At 70.5% G+C, this 22243-nt stretch carries 19 protein-coding genes and 1 pseudogene; 16 read left to right on the top strand and 4 right to left on the bottom strand.

Features of this window, described 5'->3' with window-relative positions:
- Positions 1-2 precede the first annotated feature (2 nt).
- The 7 genes from mqo to NTM_RS24320 all read left to right on the top strand — a co-directional run bounded on the left by mqo (position 3) and on the right by NTM_RS24320 (position 8901).
- Complete coding sequence (gene mqo / locus NTM_RS24350) at positions 3-1559, top strand: malate dehydrogenase (quinone) (protein WP_163768601.1); 1557 nt, start codon at positions 3-5, stop codon at positions 1557-1559.
- Positions 1560-1572: 13 nt separating this feature from the next.
- Positions 1573-2019 carry a GNAT family N-acetyltransferase gene (locus tag NTM_RS24345; protein ID WP_083145716.1) on the top strand — a complete coding sequence of 149 codons (447 nt, stop codon included), beginning with the start codon at positions 1573-1575 and terminating at the stop codon, positions 2017-2019.
- Entirely contained in the window at positions 2016-3920 is a 1905-nt protein-coding gene (locus NTM_RS24340; RefSeq protein ID WP_232079827.1) for a magnesium chelatase subunit D family protein, read from the top strand. Before NTM_RS24345 ends, NTM_RS24340 begins: the two co-directional genes overlap by 4 nt.
- 12 nt (positions 3921-3932) lie before the next feature.
- Complete coding sequence (gene cobO, locus NTM_RS24335; RefSeq protein ID WP_104861331.1) at positions 3933-4547, top strand: cob(I)yrinic acid a,c-diamide adenosyltransferase; 615 nt, start codon at positions 3933-3935, stop codon at positions 4545-4547.
- A gap of 91 nt (positions 4548-4638) precedes the next feature.
- Complete coding sequence (locus NTM_RS24330) at positions 4639-5994, top strand: cobyrinic acid a,c-diamide synthase CobB (protein ID WP_163768598.1); 1356 nt, start codon at positions 4639-4641, stop codon at positions 5992-5994.
- A 9-nt stretch (positions 5995-6003) separates the two neighbouring features.
- Positions 6004-7239 (top strand): uroporphyrinogen-III C-methyltransferase, encoded by a 1236-nt coding sequence (gene cobA, locus NTM_RS24325; RefSeq protein WP_163768595.1) that lies wholly within the window; start codon positions 6004-6006, stop codon positions 7237-7239.
- Between the two features lie 33 nt (positions 7240-7272).
- Complete coding sequence (locus NTM_RS24320) at positions 7273-8901, top strand: MFS transporter (RefSeq protein WP_104861334.1); 1629 nt, start codon at positions 7273-7275, stop codon at positions 8899-8901.
- Here NTM_RS24320 and NTM_RS24315 read toward each other — a convergent pair.
- On the bottom strand, positions 8898-9806 hold the full coding sequence (locus NTM_RS24315; protein WP_104861335.1) for a LysR family transcriptional regulator: 909 nt from the start codon (positions 9804-9806) through the stop codon (positions 8898-8900). The two genes, NTM_RS24320 and NTM_RS24315, sit on opposite strands and share 4 nt — an antisense overlap.
- Before the next feature lie 122 nt (positions 9807-9928).
- Between NTM_RS24315 and NTM_RS24310 the strand changes: the two genes are divergently transcribed.
- Together NTM_RS24310 and NTM_RS24305 are read left to right on the top strand one after the other, a co-directional pair.
- Positions 9929-10768 carry an SDR family oxidoreductase gene (locus NTM_RS24310; RefSeq protein WP_163768593.1) on the top strand — a complete coding sequence of 280 codons (840 nt, stop codon included), beginning with the start codon at positions 9929-9931 and terminating at the stop codon, positions 10766-10768.
- Positions 10769-10795: 27 nt separating this feature from the next.
- Entirely contained in the window at positions 10796-12553 is a 1758-nt protein-coding gene (locus NTM_RS24305; RefSeq protein ID WP_104861337.1) for a proline--tRNA ligase, read from the top strand.
- Positions 12554-12556: 3 nt separating this feature from the next.
- Here NTM_RS24305 and NTM_RS24300 read toward each other — a convergent pair whose 3' ends face one another.
- Complete coding sequence (locus tag NTM_RS24300) at positions 12557-13042, bottom strand: ferritin-like domain-containing protein (RefSeq protein WP_163768590.1); 486 nt, start codon at positions 13040-13042, stop codon at positions 12557-12559.
- Complete coding sequence (locus NTM_RS24295) at positions 13039-13569, bottom strand: twin-arginine translocation signal domain-containing protein (RefSeq protein WP_163768588.1); 531 nt, start codon at positions 13567-13569, stop codon at positions 13039-13041. The genes NTM_RS24300 and NTM_RS24295 overlap by 4 nt, the downstream gene beginning before the upstream one ends.
- A 182-nt stretch (positions 13570-13751) precedes the next feature.
- On the opposite strand from NTM_RS24295, the gene rimP reads away from it, so the two are divergent.
- The 7 genes from rimP to NTM_RS24260 all read left to right on the top strand — a co-directional run bounded on the left by rimP (position 13752) and on the right by NTM_RS24260 (position 21516).
- Positions 13752-14276 carry a ribosome maturation factor RimP gene (gene rimP, locus NTM_RS24290; protein WP_163768586.1) on the top strand — a complete coding sequence of 175 codons (525 nt, stop codon included), beginning with the start codon at positions 13752-13754 and terminating at the stop codon, positions 14274-14276.
- 2 nt (positions 14277-14278) lie between these two features.
- Positions 14279-15343 carry a transcription termination factor NusA gene (gene nusA, locus NTM_RS24285; RefSeq protein ID WP_104861340.1) on the top strand — a complete coding sequence of 355 codons (1065 nt, stop codon included), beginning with the start codon at positions 14279-14281 and terminating at the stop codon, positions 15341-15343.
- A complete protein-coding gene (locus tag NTM_RS24280) occupies positions 15321-15743 on the top strand; it encodes a YlxR family protein (RefSeq protein WP_435405109.1) in 423 nt (140 codons plus the stop codon). The genes nusA and NTM_RS24280 overlap by 23 nt, the downstream gene beginning before the upstream one ends.
- Before the next feature lie 102 nt (positions 15744-15845).
- Positions 15846-18629 carry a translation initiation factor IF-2 gene (gene infB, locus NTM_RS24275; RefSeq protein ID WP_163768583.1) on the top strand — a complete coding sequence of 928 codons (2784 nt, stop codon included), beginning with the start codon at positions 15846-15848 and terminating at the stop codon, positions 18627-18629.
- A gap of 101 nt (positions 18630-18730) precedes the next feature.
- Positions 18731-19219 carry a 30S ribosome-binding factor RbfA gene (gene rbfA, locus NTM_RS24270; RefSeq protein WP_104861342.1) on the top strand — a complete coding sequence of 163 codons (489 nt, stop codon included), beginning with the start codon at positions 18731-18733 and terminating at the stop codon, positions 19217-19219.
- 19 nt (positions 19220-19238) lie between these two features.
- A complete protein-coding gene (locus NTM_RS24265) occupies positions 19239-20204 on the top strand; it encodes a DHH family phosphoesterase (protein WP_435405133.1) in 966 nt (321 codons plus the stop codon).
- Positions 20197-21516 carry an MATE family efflux transporter gene (locus tag NTM_RS24260; RefSeq protein ID WP_104861564.1) on the top strand — a complete coding sequence of 440 codons (1320 nt, stop codon included), beginning with the start codon at positions 20197-20199 and terminating at the stop codon, positions 21514-21516. The genes NTM_RS24265 and NTM_RS24260 overlap by 8 nt, the downstream gene beginning before the upstream one ends.
- Positions 21517-21679: 163 nt before the next feature.
- Here NTM_RS24260 and NTM_RS24255 read toward each other — a convergent pair.
- Positions 21680-22156, bottom strand: a pseudogene (locus tag NTM_RS24255) (class I SAM-dependent methyltransferase); the annotation flags it as partial.
- Between the last annotated feature and the right edge of the window lie 87 nt (positions 22157-22243).

Below are 22243 nucleotides of genomic sequence, written 5' to 3'. Positions count from 1 at the left end.
AGGTGTCAGAAGCAGAGAAGACCGACGTCCTGCTCGTCGGCGCCGGCATCATGAGCGCCACCCTCAGCGCGCTGCTGCGGTTGGTCGAGCCGAACTGGACGATGACGCTGGTCGAGCGCCTCGACGGGGTCGCGGCCGAGAGCAGCGACGCATGGAACAACGCGGGCACGGGCCACTCCGCCCTCTGCGAGTTGAACTACACGCCCGCCAAGCCCGACGGCTCGATCGACATCAGCAAGGCCATCAACGTCAACGAGCAGTTCCAGGTGTCGCGACAGTTCTGGGCCTATGCGGTGGAGAACGGCGTGCTGCCCGAGGTGCGCAGCTTCCTGAACCCGATCCCGCACGTCAGCTTCGTCACCGGCGCCGACAACGTGCAGTACCTGCGCAAGCGCTACAACGCGCTGGTCACCAACCCGTTGTTCGCGACGATGGAGTTCATCGACGACACCGACGAGTTCGCCCGCCGGCTGCCGCTGATGGCCGAGGGCCGCGACCTGCGCGAGCCCGTCGGACTGAACTGGACGCAGGACGGCACCGACGTCGACTTCGGGTCGCTGTCGCGTCAGCTGCTCGGATTCGGTGCCAAACAAGGGCTGTCCACGCTGTTCGGTCATTCGGTGACCGACCTCGACCAGAAGTCGGACGGCACCTGGAACGTCAAGGTCGTCAACGGCCGCACCGGCCACAAGCGGGTGTTCAACGCCAAGTTCGTGTTCGTCGGCGCCGGCGGCGGGGCTCTGCCGCTGCTGCAGAAGGCGGGCATCAAGGAGGCCAAGGGATTCGGCGGGTTCCCCGTCGGTGGCCAGTGGCTGCGCACCGGCAACCCGGACCTCACCGCCCGGCACCAGGCCAAGGTCTACGGTCTGCCGCCGCTGGGGGCGCCCCCGATGTCGGTGCCGCACCTCGACACCCGCGTCATCAACGATAAGTCCTGGCTGCTGTTCGGGCCGTTCGCCGGCTGGTCGCCGAAGTTCCTCAAGCAGGGCAAGATCACCGATCTGCCGTTCTCGGTGCGGCCCGACAACCTGGTCTCGATGCTCGGGGTCGGCCTGACCGAGATGGGTCTGTTGAAGTACCTGATCGGCCAGCTGCTGCTCAGTGAGGCCGCTCGGGTGGAGAACCTTCGCGAATTCGCGCCGACCGCAAAGAATTCCGACTGGGAGCTGGACATCGCCGGCCAGCGTGTGCAGGTGATCCGCAAGGCCAAGGGCAAGGGCGGCGTTCTCGAGTTCGGCACCACGGTGCTCTCGGCCGCCGACGGCAGCATCGCCGGACTCCTCGGCGCGTCGCCGGGGGCGTCGACCGCGGTGCCCGCGATGTTCGACGTGATGCGGCGTTGCTTCGCCGACCGCTACCCGTCCTGGGAGCCCAAGCTCAAGGAGATGGTGCCGTCGCTGGGCACCAAGCTGTCCGAGAATCCGAAGCTCTTCGACGAGGTGTGGGCACACGGCACCAAGGTGCTCAAGCTCGACAATCCCGCCTCGGCGGTGCCCGCCACGGCAGACGGCGAATCGACCGCGGGCACCGAGCACACTCCGACCGCGGCGACCGTTTGATCCGGCTGCTCATATGACAGTGCCGCTGCGCCGTAGCTGGGCCAAGGACCTCGACGCCGCGACGCTCTACGGGCTGCTCAAACTTCGGGTCGAGGTTTTCGTCGTCGAGCAGGCGACACCGTACCCGGAGCTCGACGGCCGCGACCTGCTCGCAGAGACCCGCCATTTCTGGCTGGAAAACGCTGAAGGAGAAGTCATTTCGACGCTGCGCTTGATGGAGGAGCACCCCGCCGGGCAGAAGGCGTTCCGCATCGGCCGGGTGTGTACCCGGCGTAGCGACCGCGGGAAGGGCCACACCACCCGGCTGCTGCAGGCCGCGCTGGCAGAGGTCGGCGACTATCCGTGCCACATCAACGCCCAGACCTACCTGGCGGAGATGTACGGCAGGCACGGGTTCGTGCGTGACGGCGAGGAGTTCCTCGACGACGGCATCCCGCACGTGGCGATGGTCAAGCCGTGACGGGGGTTTCCAACGCGTCGTCGGCGGTGCCGATCTATCCGTTCAGCGCGGTGATCGGGCACGACCGGCTGCGGCTGGCGCTCGTGCTGTGCGCGGTGCGCCCCGACATCGGGGGCGTGCTGATCCGCGGCGAGAAGGGCACCGCGAAGTCGACGGCGGTGCGTGGTCTGGCGCAGGTGCTCTCGGCGGCGTATGCGGCCGCGGGCGACGGCGGCGGCCAGTTGGTGGAGCTGCCGATCGGGGCCACCGAGGACCGCGTCGTCGGGTCGCTGGACCTGCAGAAGGTGCTGCGCGACGGTGAGCACGCGTTCTCACCCGGGCTGCTCGCGAAGGCGCACCGCGGCGTGCTCTACGTCGACGAGGTCAACCTGCTGCACGACCACCTCGTCGACGTGCTGCTCGACGCCGCGGCGATGGGGCGCGTGCACATCGAACGTGACGGCGTCTCGCACAGCCACGACGCCCGGTTCGTGTTGATCGGCACGATGAACCCCGAAGAGGGCGAACTGCGCCCGCAGCTGCTCGACAGATTCGGGCTCACCGTCGACGTGGCGGCTTCCCGCGACGTCGATGTGCGCGCCGAGGTGATCCGCGCCCGGCTCGCCTATGAGGCCGATCCGGTTGCGTTCGCGCGGCGCTACGCCGACGCCGATGCCGAGCTCTCCGCCCGCATCGCCGAGGCCAGGGCGCTGGTGTCGCGAGTGGTGTTGCCCGACAACGAGCTGCGCCGGATCGCCGCGCTGTGCGCGGCGTTCGACGTCGACGGTATGCGCGCCGACCTGGTGGTGGCGCGCACCGCGGTGGCCCATGCCGCGTGGCGTGGCGATACGACCGTGGACGAGAGCGACATCCGGGTGGCCGCCGAACTCGCGCTGCCGCACCGCCGGCGCCGCGACCCGTTCGACGACCCGGGTCTGGACCCCGGGCAACTCGACGACGCGATGCAACAGGCCGGTGAATCCGCCGACCGGGAACCCGAGCCCGACCCTGATCCGCCCGGCGGCGGGGGTGAGCCGCAGGAAACCGCGAACGGTGATGTGCCGCAGCAGAATTCATCCCAACAGGAGACGCCGCGGCGCGGCTGCGCGCCGCGCAGCGGGCAGAGCGCGGCTCCGTCGCCGACGTTCAAGACCAGGACACTCGTCGTGCCCGGGGTGGGGGAGGGGGCGCCGGGGCGGCGGTCCCGGGCGCGCAACCGCACCGGTTCGGTGATCGCGGCAACCGCCGAGCCCGACTCCGGGCACGGTATGCACGTGTTCGCGACGCTGCTCGCCGCGGCAGGCCGGCAGGCCGGGCCCGGCGCGCTGCGTCCCGGTGCCGACGACGTGCACCGCGCGGTCCGGGAGGGCCGCGAGGGAAACCTGGTGATCTTCGTCGTCGATGCGTCGGGATCGATGGCCGCCCGCGACCGGATGTCGGCGGTCAGCGGCGCGACGCTGTCGCTGCTGCGCGACGCGTACCAGCGCCGCGACAAGGTCGCGGTGATCACCTTTCGCGGCCAGGACGCCCAGGTGCTGCTGCCGCCGACCAATTCGGTGCACATCGCGAGCCGTCGGCTGAGCCGATTCGCCACCGGTGGCAAAACACCGCTGGCGCAAGGGCTTCTGGCCGCCCGCGACATGGTGGTGCGGGAACGGGCGCGCGACCGCGCACGCCGCAGTCTGGTGGTGGTGCTGACCGACGGACGCGCCACCGGCGGGCCCGACCCGCTGGGCCGGGCCAGGGCGGCGGCGGCCCGGCTGGTGGCCGAAGGCGCGGCGGCGGTCGTCGTCGACTGTGAAACCTCCTATATCCGACTCGATCTCGCCCAGGAGCTGGCCCACCGGCTCGACGCCCCCGCCGTACGCCTGGACGAACTGCGGGCCGAGAATCTGACCGCGCTGGTGAAGGGCGCCGCGTAGAAGGGTGATGCCATGCCTCAGGGACAACCACTGACGGTTCCCGACGATGGCCTGACGACACGAGCCCGGCGCAACGCCCCGCTGCTGGCGGTGCACACCGGACCGGGCAAGGGGAAGTCGACGGCCGCGTTCGGGATGGCGCTGCGCGCCTGGAACCAGGGTTTCGACATCGCGGTGTTCCAGTTCGTCAAGAGTGCGAAATGGAAGGTCGGCGAGGAGACCGCGCTCGTCGAACTCGGTCGCGCGCACACCGAACGCGGTGTCGGCGGACCCGTCGAATGGCACAAGATGGGCGCGGGCTGGTCATGGACCCGCAAGCCCGGCACCGAGACCGACCATGCCGTCGCCGCCGCCGACGGGTGGGCCGAGATCTCGCGCAGGCTCGCCGAGCAGCGTCACGACTTCTACGTGCTCGACGAGTTCACCTATCCGCTGAAATGGGGGTGGGTGGACACGGAGGAAGTGGTCGAGACGCTGGCCAACCGCCCGGGCACCCAGCATGTGGTGATCACCGGCCGGGACGCACCGCAGGCGCTGCTCGACGCCGCCGATCTGGTCACCGAGATGACCAAGATCAAGCACCCGATGGACGCCGGACGCAAGGGCCAGAAGGGCATCGAGTGGTGAGCGAGCGTGCGCTCATCCGTCGCGAGCGTGCGCGACGTTCGCGATTTCTGGGGCGTGTCGCCCGCAGACACGCACGCTCGCGGGGAAACCGGTGAGTACGCCCGCGGTGGTGATCGCCGCGCCGGCGTCGGGCAGCGGCAAGACCACCGTGGCCACCGGGCTGATGGGCGCGCTGCGCCAGGCCGGGCGCCGGGTCGCGCCGTTCAAGGTCGGCCCCGACTTCATCGACCCCGGCTACCACGCGCTGGCCACCGGCAGGCCGGGCCGCAACCTGGACCCGGTGCTGGTCGGCGAGCCGCTTATCGGCCCGCTGTTCCGGCACGGCAGCGACGACGCCGACATCGCGGTCGTCGAGGGCGTGATGGGCCTGTTCGACGGCCGCATCAGCGACGCGACGACCGGGCCGGCACGCGGTTCCACCGCCCACGTCGCCGCGTTGCTGGGCGCCCCGGTCGTGCTCGTCGTCGACGCCCGCGGTCAGAGCCACAGCGTCGCGGCGCTGCTGCACGGGTTCGCGACCTTCGACCGCGGCGTGCGGCTCGCCGGGGTGATCCTCAACCGCGTCGGCTCCGCACGCCACGACGAGGTGTTACGCCAGGCCTGCGATCACGCCGGGGTGGCGGTTCTCGGTTCGATTCCCCGCGCCGACGAACTGGCGGTGCCGTCGCGGCATCTCGGGCTGGTGACCGCCACCGAACACGGCCGCCGCGCCACCGCCGCCGTCGCCGCGATGACCGAGTTGGTGGCCCGCCACGTCGACCTGGCCGCGGTGGCCGCGGTCGCCGCGAGCCGGGTGCCCGACGAACCGTGGACCCCGGCTCAGGTCGCCACCACCGCCGAACCCGTCACCGTGGCGCTGGCCGCGGGCAAGGCGTTCACGTTCGGCTACGCCGAGCATCGCGAGATCCTGTGCGCGGCCGGCGCGGACGTCGTCGAGTTCGACCCGCTGTGCGACCCGCTGCCCGCCGGCGCCGCCGCGCTGGTGCTGCCGGGCGGCTTCCCCGAGGAGTTCGGCACCGAGCTGTCGGCCAACGACACGGTGCGCGGCCAGATCAAGGCGCTCGCCGCCGCCGGTGCGCCGGTGCACGCCGAATGCGCGGGGCTGACCTACCTGGTCGACGACCTCGACGGCCACCCGATGTGCGGCGTGCTGGCCGGGTCGGCGTCGTTCACCGACTCGCTGACGCTGGGCTACCGCGACGCCGTCGCGGTCACCGAGTCGCCGCTGCACACGATCGGCGAACGTGTCACCGGCCACGAATTCCACCGCACCACAGTCCGATTCGCACCCGACCGGAATCCGGCGTGGCGCTACGGCGGCCGCGGCGGGCGCACCGTCGAGGACGGCGCGGTGCAGCGCGGCGTGCACGCCGGCTACCTGCACACCCACGCCGCCGCGCATCCGCAGGCCGTCGCCCGCTTCGTCGCGGCCGCGGCAAACCACTAGGCTCGGCGGGTGACTTCTGCGGACGCGAGCAGCAATGGGGCGTCGGACAACGCCTATCTGGTGGGGCTGCGCCTGGCAGGTAAGAAAGTGGTCGTCGTCGGCGGCGGAACCGTCGCGCAACGGCGCCTGCCGCTGCTGGTCGCCAGCGGCGCCGACGTCCACGTCGTGACCTTGGCCGCCACCCCGGTGGTCGAGGCCATCGACGGAATCACGTTGACGTTGCGGGAGTTTCGTGATGATGACCTCGACGGCGCCTGGTATGTGATCGCCGCCACCGACGATCCGGACGTCAATGCGGCCATCGTGGCCGGCGCCGAGCGGCGCCGCGTGTTCTGTGTGCGCGCCGACATCGCCGTCGAGGGCACCGCGGTCACCCCGGCCACCTTCGAGTACGAGGGGCTGGCGGTGGGCGTGCTCGCCGGCGGGGAGCACCGGCGCTCGGCAGGTATCCGCACCGCGATCCGCGAGGCGCTGCAACAGGGTGTGATCGCCGAGGACGCGGGCGAGGCGGCCGGTGTCGTCAAGGGCGGCGTCGCACTGGTCGGCGGCGGGCCCGGCGATCCGGAATTGATCACAGTGCGCGGCAGGCGGTTGCTCGCACACGCCGACGTCGTCGTCGCCGACCGGCTCGCGCCGCAGGAACTGCTCGCCGAACTGTCTCCCGAGGTCGAGGTCATCGACGCGGCCAAGATCCCGTACGGCCGGGCGATGGCGCAGGACGCGATCAACAGCGTGCTCATCGACCGGGCCAAAGAGGGCAAGTTCGTGGTCCGGCTCAAGGGCGGTGATCCGTTCGTGTTCGCCCGCGGCTACGAAGAGGTGATCGCGTGCGCCGAGGCCGGGATACCGGTCACCGTGGTACCCGGTGTGACGAGTGCCATAGCGGTGCCCGCATTGGCCGGCGTCCCCGTGACCCACCGCGGTCTCACGCACGAGTTCGTGGTGGTCAGCGGCCATCTGGCGCCCGACCACCCCGAATCGTTAGTGAATTGGGACGCACTCGCCGCAATGAACGGCACCATCGTTTTGCTGATGGCGGTTGAACGCATCGAGCTGTTCGTCAAGGCACTGCTGGATGGCGGCCGACCTGCAGATACACCGGTTCTGGTGGTGCAACACGGAACGACGTCGGCGCAGCGGAGTTTGCGGGCGACCCTCGCGGAAACGCCGGAGAAGGTCCGGTCGGACGGGATTCGGCCGCCGGCGATCATCGTGATCGGCGCAGTGGCGGCCTTCGGCGCTTAAAGAGTTCTTAAGATTACTGTAGGGTAACCCGGTATGACGGCTCTCAACGATGCGGAGCGTGCCGCCATCCAACGTGATGCTAAAGGTAAAGGACGACAGGGCTCGAAGGCCTCAGGCCGAGCCCTGCCGGCCCGCGTCACGGCGCCGGGTGAGACGGCGGGTGGCCGCGGAGGTGACTCGGGACCACGGGGTAAGACCCCGGCCTGGGTGCCGTCGCGCCGGTTCTTCGCCGCGGTCATCGCGATCGGCGGCATGCAGCTCCTCGCGACGATGGACAGCACCATCGCGATCGTCGCGCTCCCCAAGATCCAGGACGAACTGTCCCTGTCCGATGCCGGACGCAGCTGGGTCATCACCGCCTACGTCCTGACGTTCGGCGGTCTGATGCTTCTCGGCGGTCGCCTCGGCGACACCATCGGGCGCAAGCGGACCTTCATCGTCGGCGTCACGCTGTTCACCATCGCGTCGATCTTGTGCGGTATCGCCTGGGACGAGGCAACGCTGGTGATCGCGCGGCTGTTGCAGGGCGTGGGCGCGGCGATCGCATCCCCGACCGCGCTGGCGCTGATCGCGACGACCTTCCCGAAGGGGCCGGCCCGCAACGCCGCGACCGCGGTGTTCGCGGCGATGACCGGTGTCGGATCGGTGATGGGTCTTGTCGTCGGCGGCGCGCTGACCGAAGTGTCGTGGCGGCTGGCATTCCTGGTGAACGTGCCGATCGGCCTGATCATGATCTATCTGGCGCGCAAGACGCTGCGCGAGACCAGTCGCGAACGGCTCAAGCTCGACGCGGCGGGCGCGCTGCTGGCCACCATGGGCTGTACCGCAGCGGTGTTCGGCTTCTCGATGGGCCCGGAGGCAGGCTGGACGTCGCCGGTGACCATCGGTTCCGGTGTTGCCGCGGTCGGCTGTCTGCTCGCGTTCCTGTGGGTCGAGCGCACCGCCGAGAACCCGGTCGTGCCGTTCAGCCTCTTCCTCGACCGCAACCGGGTCGCCACCTTCGCCGCGGTGTTCCTGGCCGGTGGCGTGATGTTCACGCTGACCGTGACCATCGGGCTCTACGTCCAGGACATCATGGGCTATAGCGCGCTGCGGGCCGGCGTCGGCTTCATCCCGTTCGTGATCGCTTTGGGCATCGGCCTCGGGGTGTCCTCGGGGCTGGTCTCGAAGTACCCGCCGCGGGTGCTGGTGATCGGCGGTGGCGTCCTCGTGCTGGCCGCGATGATCTACGGCTCGACACTCGATGCGAACATCCCGTACTTCCCGAACCTGGTGCTGCCGATCACGATCGGCGGCCTGGGCATCGGGATGATCGTGGTGCCGCTGATGATCTCCGCGATCGCCGGTGTGGGCTTCGACCAGATCGGTCCCGTCTCGGCGATCGCGCTGATGCTGCAGAACCTCGGCGGACCCGTCGTGCTGGCCGTGATCCAGGCCGTCATCACCTCGCGCACGCTGTACCTCGGCGGAACCACCGGCCCGGTCAAGGACATGAACGCCGCTCAGATGCACGCGCTCGACCAGGGCTACTCGTACGGCCTGCTGTGGGTCGCGGCGGTCGCGGTGATCGTCGGCGGTGTGGCGCTGTTCATCGGGTACACCGCCGAACAGGTCGCGCATGCGCAAGAGGTCAAGGACGCGATCGACGCCGGAGAGCTTTAATCCGACGGCCGTAAACCGTCGGCGACCGCGCGCAGTGTGGTCACGACGGCCCGCACTTCCTCACTCGGCGCGGCGGGCGTCAGCGCCACCGACGCCCGTCCCGGCCACACCGGATCGTCCACGCCGATCGTGACGACGCCCGCGGGCACCGACAGCGCCGCCAGCTCCGGCATCACACAGATGCCCAGTCCAGCGGCGACCAGTCCCAAGCGGGCCGGCCACCCGACGACGCGGTGGCGGATGTTCGGCTCGTCCAGCGTCGGCCAGGCGGTGAACTGGGGGTCGCCCGCAGATCCCGCCCCGGCGATCCACTGCTCGTCGGTGAGTTCGCGCACCGGGACCCGGCCCAATCCGGCCAGTCGGTGGTCGGCGGGCACCGCGACGCACATGTCACCGGCATAGATGCGGTGCTGAACCAGGCCGTCGAGGTCGTAGTCGGGGAGTCCGGGGCCGGTCGCGATGACCGCGATGTCGAGTCGGCCGGCCCGCAGATCGCGCACCAGAGTCCGCGACGGTCCCTCGGTCAGCCCGATCGCCAACGCCGGGTAGTCGCCCGCCAGCTGCGCCGCGGTGCGCGGCACCAGTACCGACATGGCCGCCGGGAAGGCGCCCACCGCCACCCGTCCGGCCAGCCGTTCACCGAGGCCGTCCACGTCGTGGCGCAGCGCCGCGGTCGCACCGAGGATGCGGGCCGCATGCTCGATCACCACGGTGCCGGCCGGGGTGAGGCTGACCCCGCGCACCGCGCGGGCGAACAACCGGTAACCGACGGCCGCCTCCATCGCCGCGACCTGCCGCGAAACCGCAGGCTGCGAGTACCCCAGAGATCGCGCCGCCGCGGTGAACGATCCCAGCAGCGCGACCTCGCGGCACACCCGAAGGCCTTCCAGCGACAGCTCCGCCATGCGCTGATCGTATGGCTCTTCCCTGAAACACGCATGGCGCGTATGGACTGATGGAGGTCCCGACCCCGGTTGACCGAGACGTAGGAACGCCCCGGCGTAGGACAACCGAGAGAAGGAAGCTCATGACAAAGACCTGGTTCGTCACCGGCACCTCCCGTGGCATGGGCCGCGAACTCGTCGAGCAACTGCTGGCCCGCGGCGATCGTGTCGCCGCGACGTTGCGAAGCCCCGCACAGCTCGACGATCTCGCCGAGCGGTACGGCGACCGGCTGTGGCGTCGCGCGCTCGACGTCACCGACGCCGACGACATCCGCGCCGCGATGGCCGAGGCGTTCGCCGCCCACGACCGCATCGACGTCGTGGTCTCCAACGCGGGGTACGGAATCTTCGGCGCGGCCGAGGATCTCTCCGACACGCAGATCGACGAGGTCATCGCCACCAACCTCACCGGATCCATCCAGCTGGCCCGCGCGGCGCTGCCGCACCTGCGGGCACAGGGCGGGGGACTGCTCATGCAGATGTCGAGCATGGGCGGGTACATGACTTTCCCGGCCTTCTCGCTCTATCACGCCACCAAGTGGGGCATCGAGGGCTTCTACGACGCGATGAGCCCCGAGGTGGAGCCGTTCGGCATCCGCACCACGCTGGTTGCCCCCGGCATCGTGCGTACCGGTTTCTTCGACGCCGCCACCCGCGTCCCGTTCAGCGCGCCCTACCGCGGCGGGCCTGCCGACCGGGCGCCCACCACCGCCGACGAGATGGCTGTCGACCCCGTCCGGGTGGTCGCCGCCATAATCCGGGCCGCCGACGCCGACGTTCCGCCCCGGCGGCTGGTGCTCGGCACCGACGCGTACACGCTGATCACCGACGCGCTCACCGAGCGGCTGGCCGACGTCGCCGGCCAGCGTGACACCGCGGCCACCGCGGACTTCCCGGCGCCGTCGCAGGCGCTCGAGGGATGACCGTGCCGGTCAGTAAGGTGGTCCGCTGTGATCACCCGCATGTCCGAGCTGTTCCTGCGCACCCTGCGTGACGACCCCGCCGACGCGGAGGTGCCGAGCCACAAGCTGCTTATCCGCGCCGGCTACGTCCGCCCCGTCGGCCCCGGGCTCTACAGCTGGCTGCCGCTGGGCCTGAAGGTGCTCCGCAAGATCGAGAACATCGTCCGTGCCGAGATGAACGCGATCGGCGGGCAGGAGATCCTGTTCCCCGCACTGCTGCCGCGCGCGCCGTACGAGACGACCAACCGCTGGACCGAGTACGGCGACACGCTGTTCCGGCTGCAGGACCGCCGCGGCAACGACTACCTGCTCGGGCCCACCCACGAAGAGATGTTCACGCTGACCGTGAAGGGGGAGTACTCGTCGTACAAGGACTTCCCGCTGCGGCTCTACCAGATCCAGAACAAGTACCGCGACGAGGCCAGGCCGCGGGCCGGCATCCTGCGTGGACGCGAGTTCCTGATGAAGGACTCCTACTCGTTCGACGTCGACGACGACGGCCTGAAGAAGGCCTACGACGCGCATCGTGAGGCCTATCAGCGGATCTTCGACAAGCTGAAGGTCCGCTACGTGATCGTTTCGGCGGTGTCCGGCGCGATGGGCGGCAGCGCGTCCGAGGAGTTCCTCGCCGAGAGCGAGGTCGGCGAGGACACCTACGTGCGCTGCCCGCAGTCCGGTTACGCCGCGAACGTCGAAGCCGTCGTCACCACCGCGCCGGACCCGATCCCGCTTGACGGGCTGCCGGAGGCGGTCGTGTACGACACCCCGGACACCCCGACCATCGCGACGCTCGTGGACTGGGCCAACAGCAAGAACCTGCCCAGCTTCGACGGCCGCACCGTGACCGCGGCCGACACGCTGAAGAACGTGATGCTGAAGGTCCGGGAGCCGGGCGGCGAGTGGCAGCTGCTGGCGATCGGTGTGCCCGGCGACCGCGAGGTCGACGACAAACGCCTCGGCGCCGCGCTCGAACCGGCCGAGTACGCGCTGCTCGACGACGCCGACTTCGCGAAGCACCCGTTCCTGGTCAAGGGCTACATCGGACCGAAGGGGTTGCTGGCCAACGGGGTTCGCTATCTGGTCGACCCCCGGATCGTCGACGGCACCCGCTGGATCACCGGCGCCGACGAGAAGAACAAGCATGTCGTCGACCTGGTCGCGGGACGCGACTTCACCCCGGACGGCACCATCGAGGCCGCCGAGGTCCGCGAAGGTGACCCGTCCCCGGACGGGGCCGGACCGCTGGTCGCCGCGCGCGGCATCGAGATCGGCCACGTGTTCCAGCTGGGCCGCAAATACGCCGACGCGTTCGGCGCCGACGTGCTCGGCGAGAACGGCAAGCCGGTGCGGCTGACCATGGGCTCCTACGGGATCGGAGTGTCGCGGCTGGTTGCCGTGATCGCCGAGCAGCAGCACGACGAACTCGGGCTGCGCTGGCCGTCGTCGGTGTCGCCGTTCGATGTGCACGTCGTCATCGCGAACAAGGACGCCGACGCGCGCGCCGGCGCGACCGAACTCGCCGCCGCGCTGGACCTGGCCGGCGCCGACGTGCTGCTCGACGACCGGACCTCCTCGCCGGGCGTGAAGTTCAAGGACGCCGAGCTGCTGGGTGTGCCGTGGATCGTCGTCGTCGGGCGGGGCTGGGCCGACGGCGTGGTCGAGCTGCGCGACCGGTTCAGCGGGGACAAGCGCGAGATTCCGGTCGAGGGCGCCGCCGAGCAGATCCGCGCCGCGATCACCGGCTGAGCGTCACTCGGATCCGCCGGGGAACGCGACGGTCACCGTCGCGTCGCCGCGGGCGGCCCGCCACCGGGCCGCGGTGACCGCGCACTCGGTCAGCGCGGTGACGGCGAACGCGCGCACCTGCTGGTCCGCGGTCTGCTCGACCACCGCCCGCCACGCGGTCGCGGTGTCCTCCTCCATCCGGACGGCGAGGTTCTCCGCATCGGTCGGGGAGTCGATCTCCATCGGCATCGCGTAGCCCGCGGCGGGCATCGCCGCCTCGGCGCCCTGGGCTTCGATCAGCGCGATCGCGGCCTCGCGGCGTGCCCGGTGTTCGGCGATCGCATCCGACACCAGGTAGTTCAGTTCCGGGGTCGAATGCGCCGAGACCACGCCGTACCCGTAGATCGTCGCGTGTTCGACACCGATGGCGTCGAACAGCGCGCCGGCACCGGCGTCGTCGGGTCGGGTCGGCATCGCGTCGTCGGTCGAAGCGTTCTCGGGGGAGGTCATCGGCCTCGCCCCGCTCCGGCCAGCGCGACGGTGTAGCCCGCCGTGCACGACGCCGCGATGGACGCCAGCAGTCCGGCGCGGTAGCCCGACAGCACGCCGGCGGACTTCGCCGCGCTGTCGGCCGACGTCCGTAGCGCGCCGATCACATCGTCGACCGTCGGTGGGGGCACCGAAGCGGGTGTCGGGGTCGACGTCGGCGCGGCGGACGGCTCGGTGCTCGCGGTGGGTGCTTCGTGGCCGGTCAGGCGCACGATCTCGTCGGCCAGCGCCTGGGCGTGCGCGGCCCGCTGCGCGGCGATGTCGGTCAGCACCGCGGCCAGCTTGCCCTTCGCGGCGCCGGCGACGTCGGCGGCCAGGTCACTGTCCGAACGGGACCGGTCCAGTGCGGTGGTCAGATCGTCCAGGTCGGCCGGTGGGGGCGGTGTCCCGCAGCCGGCGCCGGCGACCCCGAGGGCCGCCAGGGCGGCCGCGCCGGCGAGCACACGTCGACGGCTCAGGGTCGGCGGTCGGCTCGGCACGTGCCACATCCTGCCATCCCTACCGCGGCGGGCCGCGAATGTGGACCTGCGGCGGGCCGCGAACGTGCTGCCGGGCCGCGGTCCTGCTTTCCGTGATTTGTCCTGCCGACGCTGGCGTATCGTGGGGAGTCGTGTTCGCGGGGTATTCCTCGCGAACCGTGTCCGGACAACTCAAGACGAGGAGCTTCACCGTGGCGGAGCGGTCTGCGGGATTACCGTCGCAACGACAGGTGGTCGAACTGCTCGACGGGGACTTCGCGCGCGCCGGCTATGACATCGAGGACGTGGTGGTCGACACCGCCGTCCGTCCACCGCGAATCACCGTGACCGCCGATGCCGACGGCGGCCTGGACCTCGACGCGGTCGCCGAGCTGTCCCGCATCGCCTCGGAGCGCCTCGACGCCCTCGACAGCCCGCCGTATGTGCTCGAGGTGACCTCCCCGGGCGTCGACCGCCCGCTGACGACAGAGAAGCACTACCGCCGCGCGCAGGGGCGGCTCGCCGAGCTGACCCTCGACGACGGCTCCACGGTGACCGGACGCATCGGTCAGGTGCACGACGGCGCCGTCGACGTGATCGTCCGGGAGAAGCGCGCGAATCTGACCGTCCGCGACATCACACTCACCACGGTGGTCAAAGCCGTTGTCCAGGTGGAGTTTTCGCCGCCTAGTCCGCGGGAATTGGAACTGGCCGGCATCTCCGGAGAGGAAGCCTGAGCATGAACATCGACATGGCGGCCCTGCACGCGATCGAGGCCGACAAGGGAATCACGGTCGACGTCGTCGTCGACACCATCAAGTCGGCCCTGCTGACCGCCTACCGGCACACCGACGGGCACGAGCCCGACGCGCGCATCGACATCGACCGCAAGACCGGTGTCGTCAAGGTGATCGCCCGGCAGACCGACGAAGACGGCAACGTGCTGCACGAGTGGGACGACACCCCCGAGGGGTTCGGCCGGATCGCGGCGACCACGGCCCGCCAGGTCATCCTGCAGCGGCTGCGCGACGCCGAGAACGAGAAGAACTACGGCGAGTTCTCCGCCCGCGAGGGTGACATCGTCGCCGGCGTCATCCAGCGCGACGCACGCGCGAACGCCCGCGGCCTGGTGGTGGTCCGGATGGGCAGCGAGACGAAGGGCTCCGAGGGCGTGATCCCCGCCGCCGAGCAGGTCCCCGGCGAGAAGTACGAGCACGGTGACCGGCTGCGTTGCTACGTCGTCGGCGTGAGCCGCGGCGCCAGGGAACCGCTCATCACACTGTCCCGGACGCACCCCAACCTGGTGCGCAAGCTGTTCTCGCTCGAGGTTCCCGAGATCGCCGACGGGTCCGTCGAGATCGTCGCCGTCGCGCGCGAGGCCGGGCACCGTTCCAAGATCGCGGTCGCGTCCCGCGCGCCCGGCCTGAACGCCAAGGGCGCCTGCATCGGCCCGATGGGGCAGCGCGTGCGCAACGTGATGAGCGAGCTCTCCGGAGAGAAGATCGACATCATCGACTACGACGAGGACCCGGCGAAGTTCGTCGCCAACGCGCTGTCGCCGGCGAAGGTGGTGTCGGTGACCGTGATCGACGAGGCTGCCCGCGCGGCCCGGGTGATCGTGCCGGACTTCCAGCTGTCGCTGGCGATCGGCAAGGAAGGCCAGAACGCCCGGCTGGCGGCACGGCTGACCGGCTGGCGGATCGACATCCGCAGCGACGACGCGTCCCGCGACGGCGACGACGGGAGCCCGCACCCCGGGACGCGGCCTGCTCCGCGTCCCGATGCCGCTCACGGCGCCGGTTGAGGCGACACCGAACGCATTGCGCACCGGTTTTCTTCTCCACGCGGCCCTGGCGGTAGACTCACCTGTGATCCAGCACGAGGCATCGGCTCGGATGCGTGAAAACACCAAGGAACCCTCCGGGGGACCGGTGCGGACATGTATCGGATGTCGGAGGCGAGAGCTGGCCGTCGAACTGCTTCGGGTTGTCGCGGTCGACAGTGTCGTCACTGTCGATGCAGCGGGAAAGCTTCCGGGGCGGGGTGCCTGGTTGCATCCCGATCCGGAGTGTCTGCAGGCAGCGATTCGCCGGCGAGCGTTCGGCCGAGCGTTGCGTATCACCGGTTCACCGGACATCACCGCGGTGTCGGACCGTCTCTCCAGCGGGGAGGCGCTCGACATACCCGGTCAAGAGAACAGGTAAGCGAAGAACATGAGCACACCGTGAAGTCCCGATGACCATGCGTCATAGCTAAACCGAGGCGCGGCGCCTACCACCGCTGTCGCCTCTCAGACAGGAGATGTAGTGGCAGGTAAAGCCCGCGTGCACGAGTTGGCCAAGGAACTCGGTGTCACAAGCAAGGAAGTACTCGCCCGCCTGGGCGAGCAAGGTGAATTCGTCAAGTCCGCATCGTCGACGGTGGAAGCCCCCGTCGCGCGCCGTCTGCGGGAATCGTTCGGTGGCGGCAAGACCGACAAGGTGAAGCCCGGCGCCGAGGCATCCAACGGCGCCCCCGCGAAGCCGTCCGCCCCCGAGAGGCGCCCCGGCCCGCGGCCGGGCCCCCCGGCACCCGCGCAGCCCAAGGCCCCCGAACCGGCGGCACCCGCTGCGGCTGCGCCGACCCCGGCGGCCCCGACGCCTCCGCCGGCTGCGCCGCCCGCCCCTACGCCTGCGGCGCCGGCCGCGTCGGCCGCATCCCCCGAGGCTCCGGCCGCACGGCCCACACCCGGACCGCGTCCCGGTCCCGGTGGCCCGCGCCCCGGTGCGCCCAAGCCCGCTGCGCGCACCCCGCGCGTCGGCAACAATCCGTTCTCGTCGCAGCAGCCGGTCGAGCGTCCCGCGCCCCGTCCGGCTGCCGGTCCCGGCGGCCCGCGTCCCGGCCCGGGTCCCGCCGGCCCCCGCCCCGGCGGCGGCCCGCGTCCCGGCGCAACGCCCGGCAACATGCCTCCGCGCCCGCAGGGCGCACGGCCCGGTGGCGGTCCCCGTCCCGGTGGCGGCCCGCGTCCGGGTGCCGGTCCTCGGCCCACCCCCGGTGGCGCAGGACGTCCCGGTGGTGGCGGTGGCGGCGGTAACTACCGCGGCGGCGGTGCCGGCGGCGGTGGCGGCGCGGCTCCCGGTGGCTTCCGCGGCCGTCCCGGTGGCGGCGGTGGCCGTCCCGGCCAGCGCGGTGGTGCCGCAGGTGCCTTCGGTCGTCCCGGCGGCGCGCCCAAGCGTGGACGCAAGTCGAAGAGGGCGAAACGCGCCGAATACGAGAACATGCAGGCGCCGGTCGTCGGTGGCGTGCGGTTGCCGCACGGCAACGGCGAGACCATCCGGCTGGCCCGCGGCGCATCGCTGAGCGACTTCGCCGAGAAGATCAACGCCAACCCGGCTTCGCTGGTGCAGGCGCTGTTCAACCTCGGTGAGATGGTCACCGCGACGCAGTCCGTCGGCGACGAGACCCTCGAGCTGCTCGGCAGCGAGATGAACTACGTCGTGCAGGTCGTGTCCCCGGAGGACGAGGACCGCGAGCTGCTGCAGTCCTTCGACCTCTCCTACGGCGAGGATTCCGGAGACGAGGACGATCTGGAGTTCCGTCCGCCGGTCGTCACCGTCATGGGCCACGTCGACCACGGCAAGACCCGACTGCTCGACACCATCCGTAACGCGACCGTGCGCGAGGGTGAGGCCGGCGGTATCACCCAGCACATCGGCGCCTACCAGGTCACTGTCGACCTGGACGGCAACGAGCGGCCGATCACCTTCATCGACACCCCGGGTCACGAGGCGTTCACCGCCATGCGTGCCCGCGGTGCGAAGGCCACCGACATCGCGATCCTGGTGGTCGCGGCCGACGACGGCGTCATGCCGCAGACGGTGGAAGCGGTCAACCATGCGCAGGCCGCCGACGTGCCGATCGTGGTGGCGGTCAACAAGATCGACAAGGAAGGCGCCGACCCGGCCAAGATCCGCGGTCAGCTGACCGAGTACGGCCTGGTGCCCGAGGAGTACGGCGGCGACACGATGTTCGTCGACATCTCGGCCAAGGCGGGCACCAACATCGAGCAGCTGCTCGAAGCGGTGATCCTGACCGCCGACGCATCGCTGGACCTGCGGGCCAACCCCGACATGGAGGCCCAGGGCGTCGCGATCGAAGCCCACCTCGACCGTGGCCGCGGCCCGGTGGCGACCGTGCTCATCCAGCGCGGCACGCTGCGGGTCGGCGACTCGGTGGTGGCCGGCGATGCCTACGGCCGCGTCCGTCGCATGGTCGACGAGCACGGCGAGGACGTCACCGAGGCGCTGCCGTCGCGTCCGGTGCAGGTCATCGGCTTCACGTCGGTGCCGGGCGCAGGCGACAACTTCCTCGTCGTGGACGAGGACCGCATCGCCCGCCAGATCGCCGACCGGCGCAGCGCGCGCAAGCGCAACGCGCTGGCCGCCCGCACCCGCAAGCGGATCAGCCTGGAGGACCTGGATTCGGCGCTGAAGGAAACCAGCCAGCTGAACCTGATCCTCAAGGGCGACAACGCCGGTACGGTCGAAGCCCTCGAGGAGGCCCTGCTGGGCATCCAGGTCGACGACGAAGTGCAGCTGCGAGTCATCGATCGCGGTGTCGGTGGTGTCACCGAGACCAACGTCAACCTGGCGTCGGCCTCGGATGCGATCATCATCGGCTTCAACGTCCGCGCCGAGGGCAAGGCGACCGAGCTGGCCAACCGCGAGGGCGTCGAGATCCGCTACTACTCGATCATCTACCAGGCGATCGACGAGATCGAGGCCGCGCTCAAGGGCATGCTCAAGCCGATCTACGAGGAGAAGGAACTCGGCCGCGCCGAGATCCGGGCGATCTTCCGGTCGTCCAAGGTCGGCAACATCGCCGGCTGTCTCGTGCAGTCGGGGATCATGCGCCGCAACGCGAAGGCACGCCTGCTGCGTGACAACGTGGTGGTCGCCGAGAACCTCACCATCTCGTCGCTCAAGCGGGAGAAGGATGACGCCACCGAGGTCCGCGAGGGCTACGAGTGCGGTCTGACGCTGACCTACAACGACATCAAGGAAGGCGACATCATCGAGACGTACGAGCTGGTCGAGAAGGCACGGACGTAGCGATGAGCGCTTGCGCGAAGAGCATCGGCAGGCGGATGAGCGCTTGCGCGAAGAGCAAAGGGCGGTAGCGATGGCTGACGAGCGCTTGCGCGAGGAGCGTCATGGCTGATCCCGCACGGGCCAAGCGGCTCGCCAAGCGGATCTCCACGCTCGTCGCCTCGGCCATCGAGTACGAGATCAAGGATCCGCGGCTGGCCGGGGTGACGATCACCGACGCCAAGGTCACCAACGACCTGCATGACGCCACGCTGTACTACACGGTGTTGGGCCGGTCCCTCGACGAGGAACCCGACTACGAGGGCGCCGCCGCCGGCCTGGAGAAGGCCAAAGGCGTGCTGCGTACCCGGGTCGGGGCCTCGTTGGGGGTTCGGTTCACCCCGACGCTGGCGTTCGCCCGCGACACCGTGCCCGACGCCGCGCATCATATGGAGGCGCTCCTGGCGAAAGCCCGCGCGGCTGATGAGGATTTGGCGAGAGTTCGCGAGGGCGCCAAGCACGCGGGCGATGCCGACCCTTACCGTGTAGTCGGGGAGGACGAGGCAACCGGGGACGCTGAGGACAAGGGTGGCGCCGACACGCTCGATAACTGATCCGACGGCTCACGTCCGCATCCCGGGCGTGAGCGTGGACGCCTGCGGTGCGGCGGAACTGCTGACCCGGGCGGAACGCGTGAGCATCGTCTGCCACGTCTTCCCGGACGCCGACACGATCGGTGCCGGGCTGGCGCTGGCGCTGGTACTCGACGCCGCGGGCACGTCGGTCGAGGTCAGCTTCGCCGAGCCGGACACCCTGCCCGACTCGCTGCATTCGCTGCCCGGTGGGCATCTTCTGGTGCCACCGGCGCGGATGCGACGCGACGCCGACCTGGTCGTGACCGTCGACATCCCCAGCGTCAACCGGCTGGGCGCGCTGGCCGAGATCGCCGAGCGCGCGGCAGACGTGCTCGTCATCGACCACCACGCGTCGAATCAGTTGTTCGGTACCGCGAACTTCGTCGACCCCACCGCGGATTCGACGACGATGCTGGTCGCCGAGCTGCTCGACGCATGGGGCAAGCCGATCGATCTCGCGGTGGCGCACTGCCTCTACGCCGGATTGACCACCGACACCGGATCGTTCCGCTGGGCGAGTGCGCGGGCGCACCGGCTGGCGGCCCGGTTGGTCGAGGTCGGTGTCGACAACGCCGCGATCAGTCGCACGCTGCTCGACACGCATCCGTTCGCATGGCTGCCGATGCTGTCGCGGGTGCTCGGATCGGCCGAGCTGGTCACCGACGCGGCCGGGGGGCGCGGTTTCGTCTACGCCGTCGTCGACCACGACGAGCTGGCGAATGCGCGCCCCGAGGAAGTCGAGAGCATCGTCGACATCGTGCGCACCACCGCGCAGGCCGAGGTGGCCGCGGTGTTCAAGGAGATCGGGCCGGCACGCTGGTCGGTGTCCATGCGCGCCAAGACATTCGACGTCGCCGCGGTCGCGGGCACCTTCGGCGGGGGCGGGCATCGCGTGGCCGCCGGGTACTCGGCGACCGGATCTGCGGCCGACGTCGTCGCGGCCCTGCGTGCGGCCCTTGGCTGACGGCGTCGCTCCGGCCACCAGCCGGCGCATCGCCGGGTTGGCGCTGCCGGCGTTGGGAGTGCTTGCCGCAGAACCCATCTACCTGCTGTTCGACCTGGCCGTCATCGGCCGGCTGGGTGCGCTCAGCCTGGCCGGGCTGGCGATCGGGGCGCTGATCATGGGTGTGCTGAGCTCGCAGCTGACGTTCCTGTCCTACGGCACGACGGCACGCGCAGCCCGGTTCTACGGTGCCGGTGACCGCGCCACCGCGGTGCAGGAGGGCGTGCAGGCGACATATCTGGCGCTGGGGATCGGCGTGACCGTGGTGGCCGCGGTGCAACTGACGGCGGTGCCGCTGGTGTCGGCGTTGGCCGCCGGCGGGGAGATCGCCGATGCCGCGCTGCCGTGGGTGCGGATCGCCAGCCTGGCGGTGCCCGCGATCCTGATCGCCGCCGCCGGGAACGGCTGGATGCGCGGTGTGCAGGACACCGTGCGGCCACTGCGCTATGTGGTCGTCGGATTCGCGTTGTCGGCGGTGCTGTGTCCGGTGCTGGTCTACGGCTGGTTCGGCGCGCCGGAGCTGGGGCTGCCGGGGTCGGCGGTCGCCAACGTGGTGGGGCAGTGGCTGGCCGCCGCGCTGTTCTGCCGGGCCCTGGTGGTCGAGAAGGTCCCGTTGCGGCTGCAGCCCGCGGTGGTGCGCGCCCAGGTCATGATGGGACGCGACCTGGTGTTGCGCACCATGGCCTTCCAGGCCTGCTTCATCTCCGCGGGTGCCGTCGCGGCCCGGTTCGGAGCCGCTTCGGTCGCCGCCCACCAGGTCGTGCTGCAGTTGTGGAGTTTCCTTGCGCTGGTGCTGGATTCGCTGGCGATCGCCGCGCAGTCACTGGTCGGTGCCGCGCTCGGCGCCGGGCAGCTCGCGCACGCCAAGGCGGTCGCGTGGCGGGTGACGATCTTCTCCACGGTCGCCGGGTTCGTGTTGGCCGCGGTGTTCGCGCTGGGGTCGTCGGTGTTCCCGACGGTGTTCACCTCCGATCAGTCGGTGCTCGACGAGATCGGCGTGCCGTGGTGGTTCCTGGTCGCGCAACTTCCCGTCGCCGGGATCGTGTTCGCACTCGACGGCGTGCTGCTCGGCGCCGGCGATGCGACGTTCATGCGCAACGCGACGCTGGCCAGCGCGTTGCTCGGGTTCCTGCCGCTGATCTGGTTGTCGCTGGCGTTCGGGTGGGGTCTGCTCGGGATCTGGGCCGGGCTGAGCACGTTCATGGTGCTGCGGTTGGTCTTCGTCGGGTGGCGCGCGCTGTCGGGCCGCTGGCTGATCCCGGGAACCCGCTGAGGTCGTGACGTGGGCGCGTCGCTCGCCGAGCGCGCACGTCTGCACGGCGACACTCCGTGTCTGCCGTGCAGGACGGCGCATTCGCGGGGAGTGAATGCGCCTCAAGTGCCCCAGGCTTCTGGGCCCGGGCCCTCAGGGGTTGCGGACCGACCGCGATCGGCAGCTAGGGGCGGGTCGCGTGGACCGTCCAGACCTGCCGCTTGCCGGCGCGATGGCTTTCGACGCGGGCATCGGTGAGCCCGGCGGATTCACAGATCGCGGCGAACGTCTCGGCCTGAGCGCCGGTCCAGCCGTGGCTGGCGAAGCCGGTCGCATCGGGTTCGGTCTGTCGTTCGACGGCCAGGAACCGGGCCCCGGGGGCGAGCGCCCGGCGTATCTCGGCCAAACCGGCGTCGACGTCGGGCCAGTGGTGCACGGTGGCCAGCGCCCACCCGACCGTCGCCACCGCGTCCGGGACCGGCAGTGCCTCCGCGCCGCCCCGCACCCACGTGACCGATGGGTCGCGGGTGACGGCGCGCGCGACCCGCAGCATCGACGCGGACGGGTCGACGCCCGTGACCTGGGCGCCGCGGGCAGCGGCGATACGGGCGGCATTGCCCGGGCCGCAGCCGATGTCGAGGACGTGGTCGGCGGGCGAGACCGGTCATCTCTCGACTGTGCCAAGTACCCCGGGGGCGCTGTCAACGGGGATGAGCGCGCGGTCTTGCACTCCTCGACACGGAGTGTC

The organism is Mycolicibacterium parafortuitum (assembly GCF_010725485.1).
Taxonomy (GTDB): domain Bacteria; phylum Actinomycetota; class Actinomycetes; order Mycobacteriales; family Mycobacteriaceae; genus Mycobacterium.
This window is presented reverse-complemented; position numbering and strand designations above follow the sequence as displayed.

Excerpts from the sequence above, each read along its gene's own strand:
- NTM_RS24345 (WP_083145716.1), top strand. The coding sequence starts at position 1,573 with ATGACAGTGCCGCTGCGCCGTAGCTGGGCCAAGGACCTCGACGCCGCG.
- cobO (WP_104861331.1), top strand. The coding sequence starts at position 3,933 with ATGCCTCAGGGACAACCACTGACGGTTCCCGACGATGGCCTGACGACA.
- NTM_RS24320 (WP_104861334.1), top strand. The coding sequence starts at position 7,273 with ATGACGGCTCTCAACGATGCGGAGCGTGCCGCCATCCAACGTGATGCT.
- NTM_RS24315 (WP_104861335.1), bottom strand. The coding sequence starts at position 9,806 with ATGGCGGAGCTGTCGCTGGAAGGCCTTCGGGTGTGCCGCGAGGTCGCG.
- NTM_RS24310 (WP_163768593.1), top strand. The coding sequence starts at position 9,929 with ATGACAAAGACCTGGTTCGTCACCGGCACCTCCCGTGGCATGGGCCGC.
- NTM_RS24300 (WP_163768590.1), bottom strand. The coding sequence starts at position 13,042 with ATGACCTCCCCCGAGAACGCTTCGACCGACGACGCGATGCCGACCCGA.
- NTM_RS24295 (WP_163768588.1), bottom strand. The coding sequence starts at position 13,569 with ATGTGGCACGTGCCGAGCCGACCGCCGACCCTGAGCCGTCGACGTGTG.
- nusA (WP_104861340.1), top strand. The coding sequence starts at position 14,279 with ATGAACATCGACATGGCGGCCCTGCACGCGATCGAGGCCGACAAGGGA.
- NTM_RS24280 (WP_435405109.1), top strand. The coding sequence starts at position 15,321 with ATGCCGCTCACGGCGCCGGTTGAGGCGACACCGAACGCATTGCGCACC.
- rbfA (WP_104861342.1), top strand. The coding sequence starts at position 18,731 with ATGGCTGATCCCGCACGGGCCAAGCGGCTCGCCAAGCGGATCTCCACG.